Here is an 18,150-nt window from a genome sequence, read left to right on the forward strand (position 1 = left end):
ATATTAGTGACTACTCACAGGCACCCTACGGATGGCACCTGTAAGCAATTACAGGTTTTAGGTATAATACCTCAAGGAGTAATCACCCCCCCGTGCGTAGCAACTAGTATTTCCTGTTTCTGATAATTGTAACCACAATCCAGAGGCCAAGGACCACCGAGATTAAATAGCCGACAACTCCCAAGGCCGGAAAACCGAACAGAAAGGGTTTAACGCCTGTTGTTATTATCATGGATGATCCGATTATAATCGAACCTGTGACGATACCAATCGTCAGCCGATTAGAAGCATTTTCCAGGGTATTTATTATTCGTTCCAGTTTATCTAATTTAAAAGTAACTCCAATATCATCACTTTCTATTTTTTCGATGATCTTAACGAATTTCTCAGGTAAGTCTCTTTTAAATGCGATAAAACGGGCAAACGACCTGTTGACACTTTTCCATATATTTTCAGGGGAATATCTTTTTCGGGAAATCGCCTCCACCTGCCCTTTAATTTCATCAACGACATTTAATTTGGGATATGCGATCCGTGCCGTACCGTCAGCAGTGATCAATGCCTTTATCATGATGCTATATTCAATCGGCAAGCTTAGACGGTGGTCGCGCAAAAGCGTAAGGATACCAAATAAAAAATCACCAATATTCATTTTGTATATTGGGATTGAATGATACCTGTCCAGCAATTCGGCCAAGGCTCTTTCAATATCTCTTTCCCCGTCAGCTCTCTCCTGTTTTCTACATATTCGCAAGAATGAATCTGTCAGTTTTCCTACATCCTTATCAACTATGGAACCAAGCAGCTCAATTAACGACAACCGCTCCTGCTCCGTAAGCCTGCCTGTCATCCCCCAATCAATGAAGCAAAGCTGCATGCCGTCGCCGATTAACAGATTACCGGGATGCGGATCCGCGTGAAAAAAACCATCCTCCAAAATTTGCTTTGTCGCTGCGTAGAGTCCGTTTTGGGCAACTTTTTTTCTGTCATCATCACTGCACGATAAAATTTCCGTAAACCTTTTGCCCTCATAATATTCCATCACCAAAAGAGTCTTTGAACAGTATTCCTCGTATACTTTGGGGATATACACCTTCCGGTTCTCCAAATGAGCACGGGCAATACTCATATTGCTGACTTCATTGTTGAAATCGAGTTCTCTTAAAAGAGTATACCTGATTGTTTCAACCAACCCCGGAAAATCATAACATTTCAAATCATCAAATTGCTGATCAATAAAAGATGCGATAGATTTTAAAAGATCCAGATCCGAGTGGACATTCTCCTCGACTCCGGGGCGCTGTACTTTTACAGCAACTTTATCGCCATTACTCAACAATACGCCAACATGGACCTGAGAGAGAGATGCGGCAGCTACCGGTTCGATATGAAACTGAGAAAAATGCTTGTTTAAAGGCCCTCCTATGCACGCAATAATTTCCTTTTCAATCTCATTGAAATCAACTGCCGGGACATTATCCTGCAGTTTCTCCAATTCATGAAGCAGTTTTCCCGGCAACAGGTCCGGTCTAAGACTCATTATTTGGCCGAATTTTATAAAAGTAGGCCCAAGTTCTTCGATAGACAGCCTGATACGCTCAAAGACACCCAGATCTTCTTTAATAGGATTGATCTTCTGCAACAGCACTGAACCATTGAGTTCGAAGCGATCGATAATTTCATCAAAACCGTACTTCGCCAGTACTGCCGCAATTTCATTAAATCTCTTCAGCTTCTTTAAGTCTTCAAATTTAACCATGTATACACTCAAGAAATAGGGTTATGTAATATCAAGCAAATCAATGCAGTCATCGTATCTCCTCTTGAGATCCTGCATATCATGCTCACAGTCTATATTGCATGCGCCGGCAGCCAGCAACATTTCCACATGCCTTCGCAAGACTGCTTTATTTGCAACGTCTTTAAGGGAAAATGCAATACGATGATAAGCATCCATCAACCTGATGGTTACCGCGACACTTGTTTTGCTGTTTTGACGTATTTGATTGAAAGCAGCCTCCAGTAACATGCTGTATTCAACTGGTTTGGCGAGTACCCTCAGGCACCCTTCGGCATCATGATGCCACGCTGCTGGAGGCCGTTTTTGCGCCAATATGGTAAAAACCGAACTCAGACAGTCTATACAGCTTATCGCTGTGAACGGGTCGTTTATGCCTGGTGAAAGCGACCTGACCGCGATCTCTACCAGCTGATGGATCCCGGACTCAATGTCCTGTTCTCCCGTCCTCTGGTGACCGCAAAGAAAAACGTCGCTCAACCCCGTCACAAATTCGCCCTGGATTCTAGATTTACTCCTTATGGTCGCCACCGGGAAGCCGGGAACAAAATAGTCGCCTGCCTTTGTTTCCAGTTGCACGACCAAGTCCTTTTCGACAGACAACTCCATCAGCTTATCGTAGTCGATCGCTTGCAGATAACCTGTTTTTGGGGAATACATAGCACTTTTTGCCGGGTACTCTGCAGCTAGTTCAGGGCTATTGAAATCAGTTTGCTTAATGGAATCGTCATCGCTTTTTTCATGATCGCCGTCGATAAACATGCGATCAATGTCCAATTTGAGTTGTTTGTAGACGGAATCGATAACACACTCAGCCTTGATGGAAATGGAAATATGATGAATGAAAAAAACCAGGACGCCAACGTTGAAAAAAGCCAACAGCACGGCGCAATTGACTGAAAATGTAGGCACAAATAGGTTCTCGTAATCGGAATGAACCGACCTGAGTACAAGCAGGCAATACACATATGTGGACACAAAGGTACCAAGTACGAACTGTGTGCTTTTATCCTGCATAAAATTTACTAACAGCCTGGAACCAAACTGAGAAGCAGCCATCGTTAACGAAACGATTGTTATGGAAAAAGTAACACCGGCGACCGTGATCATCGACCCGGAAACAGTCGTTAACACCGACCGGGCGCCATCCGCACCGACAAAAACAAAATACTTTAGAATATTTTGCGTGTATTCGTAGCTTTGGAAAAGCTCCTCCTTGTATAAAACCTGATCAATAAAAAGGGTGAAAAGAGAAAAAATAAATGAAGAAAATATCATCAATAGGGGGATGAACCAAAAGCTGCTTTTGATATCATACCACATATTAAACAGTCTTATTTTTCTCATATTTTTCAAATAGTTAAACAAATTGATATATTGTTGTTAGTAGATCGGACTTTTTACGACGCCATCATCCCATGCCAATCTTTGGATAGAGAAAGAGGGGTTACACCTGCTGAGTTCTACGTATGTGGCTGTAATTAAAACCGGCAACAAAAATACTTCCGCCTATCAGGTTACCGACCAGGGCAAGCCCGATAAATTTCAATCCCTGCAATATATGGTACTCATCACTGACCATTAAAACAGTAAACATCTCGACAGACCCGGCTATTGAATGATGGAGTCCCCCCAGGCCGATAAGAAAAGTAACAATATAGATGCAAACAATCTGGCTTAATGCAGGAGAGGTTACCAGAACAAGCCATCCGCCCAAAGCCATCAACCAGCCTGCCAGCAAAGCGCTGACAAGGAGGGTCAGGTTATCCTGGTGCACCAGATGATGACCAATCAGGATATACCCCTCCCGGGCCATTATCACCTTGTCGGCAAGTGTCAGAAGGCCTGCGCTACCAAGCGCCCCTATTAAATTACCAAAGATAACAACCAGCCATAACCTCACAAGTCGTTTCATGGTGATCTTTTTAGCAAATAAAGGATATACCGCAGTGGCTGTATGCTCGGTAAAAAGTTGGGTCCCGCTCATTATGCATATAATAAAACCCAATGGATAAACAAGAGCCATGGAGATTCTTAAGAATTGCGATGCATTCAACTCACTGGTAAGAGTAGCCATGACAGCCACTGCCATAGCGGTGAACCCCAGAATCAGGCCGGCGCCAATCGAAGATAACAACAGTGACCAAAATGGCCGCTCCACTTGTTCAAGGCCTTCACCTATTGCCTTCTCAAGCACATCATCAGGGTGACGGACTGTTTCATCGCTCCGCTTTATGATAACCGGAACATATTTTTCGTCTTCGTTTTTCCGCTCTAGCCCTCGCTCTGTATAGACTTCCTCAGTAGATTGCTCAATATCTTCATCTGAACGTCCGGAAGCAGGCCGGCTTTCAGCTCCATGATTATTCTTTATTTCTGCCATTGTACAATCGCCCTTTTCCTCTCATTGATATTATAAGTTGCCCCATTGTGCCATGATATGGAGGTAGATGATATAGCTTATCAAATAAAAAATTCCACTTGGAGGAAAAACAAAGGTAATCCTGAATTCAGGCGACAGGTTTATCCCGGCGCTTTCGACCCTACCCTCCAATGCCCCATGCAAAGAAATGGTAACGATTTCATTACCCTCACCCGTCGAGGAGTCTTATAATATAGTATATATTTAATAATTATATTTTCGCACGAGATTAAGGCATGCTCAAAAAGATCTCCTTAGTCATATAATCCATGCTCGAGTCTTAGCTTACCTCTGAGGATATTTTTTTGAGCATAACAATCTAGACACTAACAAAAACACTACACCTGGTACCGCCTGAAATGACGGAAAATCCGGGCTGAATCCGAGGGAGTGGACAATAAGGCAATTATGCTGGATGGTCTCTATATTGCGTAAGAAATAGTGTACTCATAAATACCCGCAAGATGTCTGCGAGGGAGGATGTGATGCGCGAGAAATTGAAGAAATGGCTGGACCTGATTTTGTTCATGGGCAAACCAGAGGACTCTTCTCCAGGTCATGTCTGTCATGATTACAAAGAAGAAATGCCATCGGCTGTCAATCCGAGGTGGGCAGGAGTGGTTAAGATACTGCTCTTGATAGCGGCTGCAATTTTGATCTTATGGCAGCTTATCCAGCTCCTTCTTTAACGGGTTGGTGAACACTGTTAAAAGGCAGGCCATGGAAAATACCTCTCGACCTGCCTGCTGCTTGTCATATGCCGGCTGTATACGGAGTCTGCAGTGCGTCTTGTGCACCCCAGTGATGTTCTTTGCTTTATCAAAACTCGCGCAAATCAGGCCGGTAACAGGGGGGGCTGTTACCTTGACCTCTGTAAAGAATAAACACGTTATCGAAAAAGCCGTTCTCTAGTATTTCCCCTCTGTTTGTGGCTGCTCTGCAGGCTCCATACAGAGACAAAAAACGAGTGCAACAATCGGCTTGCACATGCCCTTTTAAAGAACCGCAAACAGAAAGAGCAAGGGTAACGCAATACCTGCAGAAGTAAGAAGAATACCACGGAGTTTATTTTTCCCCCTTATCATTAACAAGCCTGTTACAGCAAGGAGTCCCAGAGCAATGGCGTAGATGTCTGCGATCAAGGTCCAGGTTTTTTTGTGTTTATTCAGATGTAGGTAGTTCATCTCAAACAGACCTGGTTTTCGGGCAATTTTTTCTTGGATTACTGCCCCTGTTGCAAGGGTTACATCAATGCTGTTACCTTCAACAAAAATTCGCATGGTACTGGGATTAAGCATGGCAACATTTTTAAAAGTGCCGGTTTCCCCGAGCTCAGCCAACACCTGATTCACATACTCTCTATCCGGTTGTTTACCATCCTCAAGCTTTGACACAGTGGCAGCACTTTTTTCAATGGTGTAACTGGGATTGAAACTATGAGAGGTGTGATTAACCGCTACCCCGCTTATGGCATATATCAGGGTCAGGCCGATACAAAGATAGCCGATATCTCTGTGAAGAATAAAATTCCATTTTCGCCAACGCATGGGTCAACCTAGGTAGAGTAAAAAAGCTTAACTCTTTAATTTAAACGAAGGGTTCGAGAGAAAGGCATTTTTTTAATTTTAGGCTGCTTTATTGTATAACAGCACCCAAGCCCCGAATACGAAGGAAACTTACAGGACCGGTTATACTGGAAGGATCAAATTCCCCCCCCTGCTCCTCGGCTCGGTGCTTGCCCATGGCAATTGCCTGTTCTCTAGAGAGTTTGAGCTCTTCGGCAATTCCCTCTACTTTTGCGGTACGTCCTTTGGCTTCCATGGGAAAGACAATTTCACCATCAACTACTTTTACTTGAATCTTTTCAAAAGGCACATCACTGGCAATATCCATCCAACATCCGCGGGCAGCGCAAACATTAATTATCATTCCTTCAATCAAAACTTTCTTCCCTTTGTATTTTTCGGGGTGTGCATTAATTTCAGAGACTTTGGTAACCTCTGTCAGGGTTATTGGATCCCCCAACTGGAGTTCTTGTGCATATACAGACGGAGAAAAAAGGAGAGTGACGAACAAAAAAGACAAGATTTTAGACATAATAGTGCCCCATTATTATTATTTTTTTGGATTGATTTAAATGAAACCGTGTACCACAAAGTGCGAATTCAGTCAATAGGCGAACTTACCCGCAATCAACCCAAAACAGCCCTCGACAGAGCACACAACACCGGTGTCGAGTAGTCCACCGCAAGTGTTTATCGAGTTGTAAAAATTGGTCGAGCAATAATGGAACTGCCTAGGCCCAAGCTAACCCTGGGAGCTGTGCTGAGATTCCGATAACCGGCTATCGGAATCTACGTTTTCCTTTTACTGTTAAAATAGTGAAGAAGATGGTACCGCATGGACTGACTTTTGGTGAGCATTTTGCTACTTTTATATCTGATTGGTTTTAATAACAGGAGTCTGGAATTACCAATTTTTCTAAAAATGACAAAATGCTCATGAGAAATCCGGGTTGATAGTGCACGAATTGCGTTATTCGGCCATATGCAAATATTCCTTTTTCAAGGTTGCCATCTCACCTTTCAGGATCATCTGGTCCATCATAAAATTAACCGTATCCTGCAAACGTTCGGCGCCAGCCGACATGAGATAACCAAGTTCAGCGCGGGTGAAAGGTTTATCTGCCAGAGGAGCGCTCAGCTTTGCGTCTATAGCGGCATAATAAAGCGCCTCTACACTGTCGGTGATCATCACATCCACTTCTTGAGCAGCAACCGCTTCGGGAATCGCAAGGTTGGATTCATAAAGAATCACCTCCGCATTATGAATATTTGCCTTCACAAACTTTTCATTGGTACCACCAGGATTCACGCCTATCTTGACCCCTTTTTGGTCTATGTCCGCCAGTGATGCGTACTTTTCTGCATTACTCGCTGCAACTAAAGGGGTTTTGCCAAACATTACATATCCTTGAGAAAATCGAGCCTCTTTCTGCCTGGTGACTGTTCGCGTAATACCACTCATTCCGATATCATATTTCCCCTCTTTCAAATCACCCATCAGTGTCGGCCAAGAGGTTTTAATCAACTCAAGCTTTACCCCCAGTTTAGAGGCAAAACTCTTTGCTACGGCAATATCAAAACCTTCGTAGTTTCCAGCGTTGTTAAAAGAAAAAGGTTTATAATCGCCGGTGGTTCCGACTTTCAAAACACCTGTCGAGAGTATTTCATCAAGACTACGAGCATATGCAAAATTCGCTGTTATAGCTACCAAGACACAACACATTAAAAACGATACCACTCTGCTCATGATTACCTCCGATAATTAGGTTTTATCCAAACAACGTCAGCCATTATTTCCCAGGATACACTCTACCTGCAGAATTACAATCAACAAATCAACAGAAAAAATATTACAAAATGGGGTAAATTGAAAATTTATAGATCTTGTCTGAACAAATTGCAAAATGGGTAAAGCTGGTGTGGAATAATGCGATGCAGGTGCTCATCAATGTGTGAAAAAGGATCGAGCAACGATATAACAACCCAACAGGAGCATAAAAGAGAAAAAAAGTTTGCGAAAAAGCTGTTCTGAAATGTTTCTCCGCAGTCGGTTGCCTATCAGCATACCCAAGTAGGCAGGCAAAAATGAAATTGCTGATAGCAAAAGCAACTCTCCGGTAAGCAATTTGTTTTTTTGCAAGGCAAAGGCAAGGGTAATGGTCGAGACCAGAAAAACCAGCCCCATCGTTTGGATCAATTTCTCCCTCTCCATAGCAAGACTCTGCAAATAGAGCACCCCGGGAACAATAGCTGAGCCCGTCATACCCGTGAGCAGGCCGTTTATAGCTCCAATTAATGGATTAAGCCATTGCTCAGCCTGACCAGGAGGCTTCAACTCCTTGGAAGACAGGCCAAAAAGGGCATACAGGAAAAGGATGCATCCCAACAAAGCTGAAAGCCATGAAACATCTACTCTTTGCAGAAGAAATGCCCCTAGCCAGATAGTACAGAAAGTTGCCAGAAAAAAAGACCAGCTCCTGAAAACAATGGCCTTAAAATACCCCCCAAAGACGCCCTGTTGAATATTCGTCAGGATGGAAGGTAACAAAATTATAGCCATCCCTTCTTTTATGCCAATGGTTGCTGTCAAAAGGGCCAGAGCGATTGTAGGGAGCCCGGTTCCTATGATGCCCTTCACCAGCCCCCCCACTAAAAAAGAAACAAAGAGAAGCAACAGGGTCTCAACCGAGGCAATAGATGTCATAGATCTATCTCTTTTTCAAGAAAAGCGGGAGCTACTATTTTAGTCGAACTTACTGATAGGAGGACTACATAAAAGTACCAGAACACAGCCAACCTGCATACCATTGAAAGAGCTTTTTTTGATATCAAGAAAGGTGCTTGGCCCGAATTTCTCATGAACTTTTTGGTTTCAAACTCAATTATTTGATATTATTACTTAAAAAGCAATTGTACAAATAACAGTCTGTTTTTCGTTTTAAATCAAAAAGTAAAGGTAAGACCCGCTCGGACGGCAACATTATCAAGAGAGAAACTACCATCTTGCTCTGAGGTCAAAATTCGATATTTATAGATAGATAAGCGTAATGGATATTTGTAAACTACTCACATTGGTAGCAACTCCTCGTTTTCCATGCCTCGATTTTTAACTGCTCAGAGGTTGCCTGATTTGGGTAAACGAATGCTCCGGTAGCCTACCTATGCGAAAAAGCGTGATTGTACAAAGAAGCATGCGACCAACGGGAGACTCAGTGGTGACCTTTGAGTAGTTACATTGTTTGTGAGGCGGGAAATAACCCAGAGAGGCAAGATACCTCTCTGTGCTGAGACCAATAATTGAGGATAACTACTCAGTGCTGCTCAAACTCCTTTATTGCAATTGCCACTGACCATTAGCATCACGACAGGCAGTGGTATACGTTTTTTGCTTTTTACCGTCAATAATTGCACTAATTTCCGCCTTCCTGCAGATTTGGTCAGTTGTCGGATTTTTAAAAGCCGGTTGCGGAGTGACGGCGTACTGGTTGCCTGTGTCAGGGTTAATCCATGATGACTGTTGGTTTGAAGCTCCGCGCTCATACACGTGGTTTAATTGTTGCTTATCGTATTTATCCATTTCATTGCCGACGATATAACCGAGCATAGTTCCCACAGCTGCACCTATCAAAGTGGCCTCGGTGTTATGGCCGATCATCTGCCCAATAAGAGCACCACCGGCAGCTCCGCCGACAGCCCCTGTTTGGGCTTTATTCAAATTTGCACAACCTGATAGCAAGGTCAATACAACAATTGCGGTAACAGTGATATGCCTCATGGTACTTTTCCTCCTCAGTTGGTTGATATCTTGAGAGTGTCAGCCACGGCTCGAGTAACTTACACTCACAAGTATTGACATGGTCAGCCCTTTGGTGAACAAGTGCTGCGACTTTAGAATGGATGAATCCTATTTTTTCAAAAATTAACGACTGCTTACATCGCGTACCAGACGGACATAGTTGTATATACGGATAGCGTCTCCCTGGGGCCCGTACCCTTCTGGAAAATCATCAGGGTTGCCCACTTTAGGATCACTGCGCTGGGCTCCGGCACCATGAACATCAACCCAGCCGCTGACCATTTCTTCCGTAGTTTCATCAAGCGTATTCATATATCCCATTGCCCTGCCAAAAGCTACGTAGGCCCCATGCGAACCGGGACTGTCGGTCCAGTTGGCATGGGTAGTGCTGCTCCAGTAGCAGGGGTAGTCTGGTTGCCCCGCCTCATTAGTAATACTGGTGGCATTAAAAATCGGATCAATAGCCGCTGAATCGGTAGCATCCGGAGAACGAGTATAATCAACAATTCCTTGCAGCTCTTTTACATTGGGCAAACGCCAATCATTGTACCCCATATAATGGAGAGCATTCATTTCTTCTACCCAGCTCAAGGCCTCCTCCCAGTTGAGACCAATGGTACTGTCATCTTTTGCCCACATCAACTGCGTCGATGTATCTGTGATAGTACCATTGCGGTTTTCTTTAAACTGATTCCGCCCGTAAATAGCATTGCCACGGACATACATAACAAAGAATTTCTTATCGCGGCCAAATAGGGTAAGGCCATATCCTTTGATTCGCCCATCGGCAAAATTCACCCCGAAAAGAAGATTGTTTTGACTGTTACCTTCTGTATTAGCAGCGTACAGGGTACTGGAAGCGTACTGGGAATCGATAATACGCTCACCTGCTGCGGTATCACCATAATTAAAATCAAAGTAACGGGTATCAATAAACGGCACCAGGAATGCCCCATCCCCTTGTTCGTAACCGCTGGGATCGATACCCCGGAAATCGATCAGCGAATAGAGTTCTTTGATTGTCGGCAGACGCCAATCGTCGTATCCACCTAGTTGAAGCTCCTCCGCTCCAAAAACGGCGACAACGTACGATACCTTATCATCAGCATCTATATCACCATCTCCATCTCTATCAGGACTTTGTTGCCACATCAGGCCGGTAACATTGTCAGTGACCGTGCCATCACCGTTGTCGGTGTAGCTGGGCATTTGACGCGAGTACTGAGCATCTTGACCGTAAAAGGCCTCCCTTTCAAAGGGGCATGTTATCTCCACGCCATTGTCGTAACATTCGTCTTGACTGGTATCGACCACAGGAAAAGTACTTGGCATTTTCCCATTGCGAATATTGTATGCAGTTGGGGGGGAGCCTAGACGGTCTGCAAAATCTGAACTATGCCACTGGTCTCCATACGAATAACCAGCACTCTGCCGACTCCCTGATTGAGCACCCGCCGCTGTTTGGATGCCCAGCGTGAGACTCAGCAAAACTAACAGGATGGTGGTACAATTTTTCATCTGAATTTCCCCTCTTCTTTTCACAATTTCCATGAACTCCTCACTGTTTACGATGCTCTTCCCCAAAAGGCGGAAAGCCCTCTAGTAAAATGGTTTATCGTCACATTAACGGTCATTCATGGAGAGAATATGGAGGAAAAAAGGTTTTCCAGTTTGCGCTGGACGTTCTTTTGGTGAGTTAAAAGTATTCGCTACTGACTATACAGCCTTCCGAAAATGGGATACCCTACATTGTGACAAATGGCAGAGCATACAAATCTTTGAGCGGCAAGTGATGCTGATGGCCTGCGACTTCGCTTCCCCCCGGCGTCATAGAAGCTATCAGCCGGCACTCGGACATCTCAACTTGAATAGTTAGGAATATGTATGGATATTAAAGCTATTAAGGATCGCCATACCGACAAAACCAAAAAAAAATCAGGCAATAGAATCTTGCTGGTCCGACATGGGGAAACTGAATGGAACCGACTGCACCGCTTTCAAGGCCGAAGCGATATACCGCTTAACCCGAAAGGGAATCACCAGGCCCGTGCCCTGGGTTTGGCTTTAAAAAAAGAAACTATTACAGCCATTTATTCCAGCCCCCTGGAACGTGCAGTTGAAACGGCTTCTCATATAGCTCAATTTCACCCTTCCGTACCGTTGATGAAAGAATCAGGATTAATAGAGATGGATTTAGGAGACTTCGAAGGAATGGAAGCGCAGCAGTGGAAGAAAGAGCATCCTGCTTTTCGAAAAGCCTGGGAAAAGAGCCCTTCCTTTTTGTCCATGCCGGGAGGAGAGAGCCTCAATCAAGTCCAGCAGCGGGCAGTTGGTACGCTGCTGCGTATTTCCGAGTCCTGTGCCCAAGGGAGCACCCTCGTGATCTGCTCACACAATTTCGTTATCACATCCTTATTGTGTTTTGCATCCCAAACGCCGCTGGACCACTTTCGAAAGTTGCGGCAGGGTACAGCAGCCCTGAATATCCTCTATCAGGATGAAACAGGTTTTCAAGTTGAAAAGGTGAATGACCGGACGCACCTCTAACCAGGACTTCTCATGCAGGCTAAACATCTCCTCTCACTGTCAACGAAAACGTTTACGTACCGTGCTATATAAAAAATAGAAAAAAGGAGGAAAAGACTTGGGGTATCTTTTGAACTGACAGGCCCCGACAAATCCAAAACCTGTCAGCTCAAAGCCGAACTACGTCCGAACTACTGCAAATGGCAATATGATCACATCTCAAAATCGACAGCTCGTCTTTCGCCGATAACTTCCTTGCCAAAGGCGAGAACTTTTTGGTGTTCAGGATGATTGTTATATGTGTCAAGATCTTGCAACGAGTTGAATTCTGAGAGTAAAATCAAATCAGAACCAGTTTCAGCCGGCAGAATATTCTTTTCCACTTGCAAGCTGACAATCTCATCGATCACGCCGACAAGCGCTTCCAACTTGGAAGTGAACTCGTCGATATTCTCCTCTTTTGTATTATTTAACGCACTTTCCTTGAATTTCCACATTACGACATGCTTAATCATTATTTTTCCTCTTTAATTTCTATAATGGCTGTTCTACCAATGGTTGACAATTGAACCCTGCCGGAGGTTTCATGTTTTTCACATTTCATCCTCCTTCAAACAATAACGATTCTATTTTATTACTCAACGAAAAAATGTCTCCCTGACAAGAGTATCAGACTCCTCTAAATCAGCAGGACTAAATACTTCCAAATTTAATATACCGCTAAAGCCGGCCGTGTGTAGAATTTGCATCCATTCTGTTACCAGGGGTCGCGGCAAGGCAGAAAGACTCACGTGTTCTTCATGCCCTTTCACACCGTGCAGATGAATTTCAGGTGTTACTTCAATATACCGGGTTAATACATCTGTGACCTTTTCATTGCCAAGCATTAAATGGCCCAGATCTAGGCAGAGTTCACAAAATTTGCTCTGCAGGAAAGGTTCTAAAAAACAAGGTGAATAGTTAATATTTTCAACAAGTATCTTTTGCCTATTGTCCAAAGCACCATAAAGAATTTCCAAAGATGCCAGAGCCCGTTGGGGCCAATCGCCCCATTGTGTGGAATGATCCTTTGCAATATAGCTTCCTGGAACCGGAACCAACGTGGGAGGCGTAAAGGGAATATGCAAAATATAGTATAAAGGCTCAAGAATGGACATTTGCAAAAACAACTCTCTTGCCAGCTGGACAGAAGCTTCCCTTTTTTCTCGCTCCGTAGAGGCTATCTCCAAAGATGTCGGCAGATGCACTGAAAACGAAATTTTTTCCCGCGCCTTTATCTCAAGCAAGGCGTCAATCTCTCTGGAAGAAGGGAAATTGTGCAGCATTGGCGTATGAAACAGGACAATCTCGACATGATCTACGAGTTTTGATAATCGCTGCACATTATCAACCAGGTCTTCCCCAAAAACCATGGAAGGCGCACTCATTTTATAAGGCAAGTGGGACGCTGCTTTCTTCACAATCAACAACCAATTATGACGAGGGGCTGACCACGTACTTTTCTCTTAACAACTTTTTATTGATCTTGCCGACACTTGTTTTGTCAATCGCGTCTACATACATAATCTTGGTCAGCAGTGCGACCTTACTCATCAGTCCCTTGTCAATATAGGCTTTTACGTGCCGAATAATGTCTCTTGGCCTCGGCACATCCTCATTCTCCTTTACCACGATAAGGGCAAGTGGCTTTTCCCCCCACTTTTCATGGGGCATTCCGATCACAGCAACTTCTAAAACTACGGGATGCAGATTTATAACATCCTCCAATTCAAGTGACGATAGCCACTCACCACCAATTTTTATAACATCCTTCATTCGATCAGTGATTTTGACATACCTTTTTTCGTTGATATGTGCGACATCACCGGTGTGAAGATGCCCGCCTTTCCATAATATTTCAGAGTTTCGGTTGTCTTTCCAGTATCCTTGAGTAAGCCAGGGAGCACGTACCACAATCTCGCCCACACTTACACTGTCCTTGGGTATGTCATTCATTTGTTCATCGACGACTCGCATTTGCACCAAAGGCAGCGGACGACCGGTTTTACAACGAATCTCCACATCTTCATCCTCAGTAAGCTCCTTATTTCCAACGTGAGCAATGCTTAAAATCGGACATGTCTCAGACATTCCATAGCCTGTGAAAATATCAACGCCTTTTTCTCTTCCTGATTTACACATTTTTTTCGACATGGAAGCACCACCTATCACGACTTTCCACTTCGAAAGATCCATTTTTTGATACTCAGGACTAGCCATAAGCATACTTAAGATGGTCGGCACACAGTGCGAAAATGTCACCCCTTCTTTTTTAATGAGTTGGAGCAAAGTGTTCGGCACATATTTACCAGGATATACCTGCTTCACCCCTAGAGCTGTTGCCACAAAAGGAAACCCCCAGGCATGCACATGGAACATTGGAGTGATAGGCATATAAACATCATTTTGGTGAAACCTTCCTTGCTCTGGAGATGTTGCCAGCGATGCAATGGTGCTCATGGTATGCAGAACAAGTTGGCGATGGCTGAAATAAACGCCTTTCGGCATTCCGGTAGTACCGGTTGTATAAAAAGTGGTAGCCCTGGTGTTTTCATCAAAGTCTGCAAACTCAAAGGTAGCAGCTGCATTGTTCAGCAGCTCTTCATATTCGCCTGAAAACTGCAGCGAGGTATCAGGGTGAGACGCATCGTCTTGCAAAAGAATATATTTCCGTACTGAATCAATACGACCTTTAATCTGTTCAAGAATGGGGATAAATTCGCCATTGACCAAAAGATAATCATCTTCGGCATGGTCAATGGTGTAGAGGATCTGCTCAGGAGAAAGACGGATATTGATCATGTGAAGAACAGCACCAAGCATGGGCACGGCATAATAACACTCCAGATAACGATGGCTGTCCCAATCCATAACAGCGACCGTATCTCCAGGTTTCACCCCAAGCTCAGTTAAAGCATTTGCGAGCTTGCAAACACGCTCGCGAAATTGATCATAGCTGAAACGGAATAGATCTTTGTACACAATTTCCTGCTCGGGATTTTCTACAACCGGGGCAAGAAAAAGATTTTTTATCGATAACGGATACGAGTAAGCCGATGGGGTACACTGAATCAAATTGTCTGTCATTCACTCCACTCCTTAAGGTAGTGTCTGTCCAATGGGATTAAAGGTTAAAAATTTGAAAAGGTAGATTGTCTTTTGCAAGGTGCTTTATGTTGAATATTTCAGTCCAGGTGCCAATGAGCAGTTAGGAACTATTTACAATTATATAACTAATATGAATTTAGCAGCAGCTGTTTCCTCTCAGATCGTACGCAGCTGGATGCTGCTCAATACTTGCAAACAATTTACACAGCCGGCCGCAGGTTTGGCGGCCAACTTACCATATCCTGGACGCAAATCAATATAGACTCGTTGTGTTAGGCTATAGCTATCGTTTTTATATGTAAATCTGGGCAGTTAAAAATATCAGGAAACAGCAGAGGCGGTGTTGGCAGAAAATCGATAGTACACTTCCAAACCAAGAAATACAAAATAAAAGAGGCGGCTGAATTGCTGATAAGATAGCCTATACCAAACAGACAGCCGCCGCGCATAAACAAGCGTATATTGACCGGAAGGGGGAACTTATTGATTGAAAACGAAAAACAGACTGTTAACTGTACGATTGCACTTTATATAATAATATCAATCAATTGAATTTAAAATTAAAAAGCTCATGAGAAATTCGGGTTAGCGCAGCAATTTCTCTAGTTCACCCTTATTTTCAAGTGCATAAAGGTCATCGCAACCGCCTATATGGGCATCATTGATAAAAATCTGAGGCACAGTTCTCATGCCGTTGGCCTTTTCCACAAGCCGACGTCGCGCTTCATCATCATTGGTAACATCGATCTCTTCAAAACTTGCTCCCTTTCGCTCAAGCAAGGCCTTTGCCTTGACACAATAGGGGCAGCGATCACTGGAATATATCTCTATTTTTGCCATATGTTTTCCTTGGTCTCATGGTTTATCAAAATCAGTGGTACGCATAGAGTAAGTATTCCCGGATAAAAAACAAACACCAACACCATTTTTTCTCCATGGTTTCGACCAGTCGCGTACCCCCCCCCGGTGGTAAACACATACGCTACCCACACATTGTGCCCCCTGACATACCCCTCTGCATTCTGCTACAATGTCAACATGTTGCAAACAGCTACAAGCGATGATATACAAGAAAGCAATGATCATACAATTTTACTACATACAATTACCTGCAATACCTACTCTTTTACGAGGTGATTGACAGGCGGGCATTCAACCATTGAAATATGGATGGAGGCAATGCATGAATGACACACAATCGTTTTGGACTTCATTACCTGGTATTTTAAGTGGTATAGCTGCTGTTATCGGCGCAATCGTGAGTCTTCTTTTGGTGCTCATCCAACTGAACATACTTCCGGTAAATAATAAACCACCACTCACAAGCGATCAAAAAGAATTATCTTCTTTGCCGACGGTTCCACCTCCCCCATCACCTGACCAGGTAGACAAACTGGAAAGCAGAATACACGAGATTTCTGTGACAATAAATGAATTGGAAGAGAAATTCGCCACGATTCCACTGCCGACCGGTCTTATCGAGGAATTGGAACATCACCGAGAAGAAATTGAAAAGAATATTGGGGAACTGGAGCAAATGCTTGCAGCAGCCAGACAAGAGCGAGATGAGCTTCGCGGACAGGAAAGAACAGCACCTGATATCAGCGCTCATATTCACAAGCTGGAAACAGAGACAATACCCGACCTGGAAACGCATAAAAGGCATATGGAAAATGAACTCAATTCAGTGGCAGAGGAAATCCCAAAGGCAAAAGAGAGAAAAGAGGCAGAAGAAACGCTTCATCAACTACAAGGGGAAAAACAAATTTTGCAGGACCAATTAGACGGCCTGAGGATGGCAGAGAAATTGGAACGGTAAAATTGTGCACGGGGCCAGGTCTGCCCACCCGGAACTCAACCTATAGGGTATACTACAAACATGAACACTATAAAACCTGGTATTTATAAGCATTACAAAAGCAAGAACTATAAAGTTATCGGCGAAGCGAGTCACTCTGAAACCGAAGAAAAACTCGTTGTTTACCAATGTCTTTATGGCGACTACAGCATGTGGGTACGGCCCAAAGAGATGTTTACCGAACATGTTGAAGTGAATGGCAACCTAGTCCCACGATTTGAATTTGTGTCTGAATCCGAATAGAAGCCCCACATGGAACCATAAAAATGGTTAATCAGCAAGTTAAACGAAAAAGCTAACCAATAAAGTTATCCACATCTTGAATGCATTTTAACAGTTTCTGCTACTCCCCCGACAATTCAAATAAGAACAGAGAAAACCATCTCTGCTGGTTGAACTTAGCTAGTTGAACAGTTTCCGGCCGGAGGCGATGTAGCAATTACTAAACCCTGCAAGCTTGTTAATCTGGCCATGGTTAGTACTCGAGTTGCCGACATTAGCCCAAAATGCAAGTCAAATATATTTTTTGATTTCTGCTTACTGGATCTTTGCCGATAATAAAATTCCCCGATGTTGCCGAGCCAATATCCTCCTTATATAATCTCCTCTTTTTTCAAACCTTTTTTGCAAGTTCCCGCTGGCAACCATACAGCAAGCGGTGCAGGCTCTATGGCGGTATTGATCGGAAAAATAACGCAAGCAGTCGCTTTGAAGGTGGGAAAGAACCGTATAAAGAGGTAAGAACCTTGTACTGTAGTCTACCTTAAATAATTGCCATCTAGCCCGCTTTCTGCGTTATGCTCAAAATTTCATCCTCGGAGATAAGCGAAGACTCCGATTTTTATTATAGACCTGTGGTAAAATTTATCACATGCCTTAGAGTCAAGGCTTACCTGAACTCTAACTCAATTACTATTAATTGAAGATACCCTCTAGGTTGAAAAAAGGGATTCTATTAAAAATCCCCAAAAAATAAAAAAAGTATACTCTCCCGATACACTCTGGATTATTCATGCAGCCAAATAAAAAACGAAACTC

At 43.6% G+C, this 18,150-nt stretch carries 17 protein-coding genes; 4 read left to right on the forward strand and 13 right to left on the reverse strand.

Translation table 11 applies throughout. The features are described 5' to 3' along the window. Window positions 1-103: 103 nt before the first annotated feature. From ACHZCY_RS04240 to ACHZCY_RS04250, 3 genes are all read right to left on the reverse strand, one after another. Window positions 104-1,759: an ABC1 kinase family protein gene (locus ACHZCY_RS04240; RefSeq protein WP_319547961.1), complete on the reverse strand. Its 1,656-nt coding sequence runs from the start codon at window positions 1,757-1,759 to the stop codon at window positions 104-106. A gap of 21 nt (window positions 1,760-1,780) precedes the next feature. After that, the gene (locus ACHZCY_RS04245) at window positions 1,781-3,145 is read right to left on the reverse strand and encodes a DUF2254 domain-containing protein (RefSeq protein WP_319547962.1); all 1,365 of its coding nucleotides are present in this window, start codon (window positions 3,143-3,145) and stop codon (window positions 1,781-1,783) included. Window positions 3,146-3,245: 100 nt separating this feature from the next. Next, on the reverse strand, window positions 3,246-4,181 hold the full coding sequence (locus ACHZCY_RS04250) for a formate/nitrite transporter family protein (protein ID WP_205224221.1): 936 nt from the start codon (window positions 4,179-4,181) through the stop codon (window positions 3,246-3,248). A gap of 524 nt (window positions 4,182-4,705) precedes the next feature. Between ACHZCY_RS04250 and ACHZCY_RS04255 the strand changes: the two genes are divergently transcribed. Continuing rightward, window positions 4,706-4,909: a hypothetical protein gene (locus ACHZCY_RS04255; protein WP_319547963.1), complete on the forward strand. Its 204-nt coding sequence runs from the start codon at window positions 4,706-4,708 to the stop codon at window positions 4,907-4,909. A gap of 306 nt (window positions 4,910-5,215) precedes the next feature. Here the strand turns inward: ACHZCY_RS04255 and ACHZCY_RS04260 are convergent, their stop codons facing one another. From ACHZCY_RS04260 to ACHZCY_RS04285, 6 genes are all read right to left on the reverse strand, one after another. Continuing rightward, the gene (locus ACHZCY_RS04260) at window positions 5,216-5,767 is read right to left on the reverse strand and encodes a PepSY-associated TM helix domain-containing protein (protein ID WP_319547964.1); all 552 of its coding nucleotides are present in this window, start codon (window positions 5,765-5,767) and stop codon (window positions 5,216-5,218) included. 88 nt (window positions 5,768-5,855) lie between these two features. Beyond that, window positions 5,856-6,317: a DUF4920 domain-containing protein gene (locus ACHZCY_RS04265; protein WP_319547965.1), complete on the reverse strand. Its 462-nt coding sequence runs from the start codon at window positions 6,315-6,317 to the stop codon at window positions 5,856-5,858. Between the two features lie 438 nt (window positions 6,318-6,755). Continuing rightward, entirely contained in the window at window positions 6,756-7,532 is a 777-nt protein-coding gene (locus ACHZCY_RS04270; RefSeq protein ID WP_319547966.1) for a transporter substrate-binding domain-containing protein, read from the reverse strand. A gap of 198 nt (window positions 7,533-7,730) precedes the next feature. Then, window positions 7,731-8,489, reverse strand: a complete 759-nt coding sequence (locus tag ACHZCY_RS04275) for a sulfite exporter TauE/SafE family protein (RefSeq protein ID WP_205224226.1) — start codon at window positions 8,487-8,489, stop codon at window positions 7,731-7,733. 627 nt (window positions 8,490-9,116) lie between these two features. Further along, window positions 9,117-9,560, reverse strand: a complete 444-nt coding sequence (locus tag ACHZCY_RS04280) for an RT0821/Lpp0805 family surface protein (protein ID WP_205224228.1) — start codon at window positions 9,558-9,560, stop codon at window positions 9,117-9,119. 144 nt (window positions 9,561-9,704) lie between these two features. Then, entirely contained in the window at window positions 9,705-11,132 is a 1,428-nt protein-coding gene (locus ACHZCY_RS04285; RefSeq protein ID WP_319547967.1) for an Lcl C-terminal domain-containing protein, read from the reverse strand. 333 nt (window positions 11,133-11,465) lie between these two features. On the opposite strand from ACHZCY_RS04285, the gene ACHZCY_RS04290 reads away from it, so the two are divergent. Then, entirely contained in the window at window positions 11,466-12,128 is a 663-nt protein-coding gene (locus tag ACHZCY_RS04290) for a histidine phosphatase family protein (RefSeq protein WP_205224230.1), read from the forward strand. A 191-nt stretch (window positions 12,129-12,319) separates the two neighbouring features. On the opposite strand, the gene ACHZCY_RS04295 is transcribed toward ACHZCY_RS04290, so the two are convergent. The 4 genes from ACHZCY_RS04295 to grxC all read right to left on the reverse strand — a co-directional run bounded on the left by ACHZCY_RS04295 (window position 12,320) and on the right by grxC (window position 16,094). Then, window positions 12,320-12,622, reverse strand: a complete 303-nt coding sequence (locus ACHZCY_RS04295; protein ID WP_319547968.1) for a Dabb family protein — start codon at window positions 12,620-12,622, stop codon at window positions 12,320-12,322. A 123-nt stretch (window positions 12,623-12,745) separates the two neighbouring features. Next, window positions 12,746-13,567 carry a cobamide remodeling phosphodiesterase CbiR gene (cbiR, locus tag ACHZCY_RS04300; protein WP_319547969.1) on the reverse strand — a complete coding sequence of 274 codons (822 nt, stop codon included), beginning with the start codon at window positions 13,565-13,567 and terminating at the stop codon, window positions 12,746-12,748. A gap of 13 nt (window positions 13,568-13,580) precedes the next feature. Continuing rightward, window positions 13,581-15,233, reverse strand: coding sequence for a fatty acid--CoA ligase (locus ACHZCY_RS04305; protein WP_205224233.1), 1,653 nt, complete (start codon window positions 15,231-15,233; stop codon window positions 13,581-13,583). 606 nt (window positions 15,234-15,839) lie between these two features. Further along, window positions 15,840-16,094: a glutaredoxin 3 gene (gene grxC, locus ACHZCY_RS04310; protein ID WP_205224234.1), complete on the reverse strand. Its 255-nt coding sequence runs from the start codon at window positions 16,092-16,094 to the stop codon at window positions 15,840-15,842. A gap of 343 nt (window positions 16,095-16,437) precedes the next feature. On the opposite strand from grxC, the gene ACHZCY_RS04315 reads away from it, so the two are divergent. Then, window positions 16,438-17,073, forward strand: coding sequence for a hypothetical protein (locus ACHZCY_RS04315; protein ID WP_319547970.1), 636 nt, complete (start codon window positions 16,438-16,440; stop codon window positions 17,071-17,073). A gap of 60 nt (window positions 17,074-17,133) precedes the next feature. Continuing rightward, window positions 17,134-17,355: a DUF1653 domain-containing protein gene (locus tag ACHZCY_RS04320; protein ID WP_205224236.1), complete on the forward strand. Its 222-nt coding sequence runs from the start codon at window positions 17,134-17,136 to the stop codon at window positions 17,353-17,355. The last annotated feature ends 795 nt before the right edge of the window (window positions 17,356-18,150 follow it).

Source organism: Desulfogranum marinum, assembly GCF_963675105.2.
Classification (GTDB): Bacteria; Desulfobacterota; Desulfobulbia; order Desulfobulbales; family Desulfobulbaceae; genus Desulfogranum; species Desulfogranum marinum.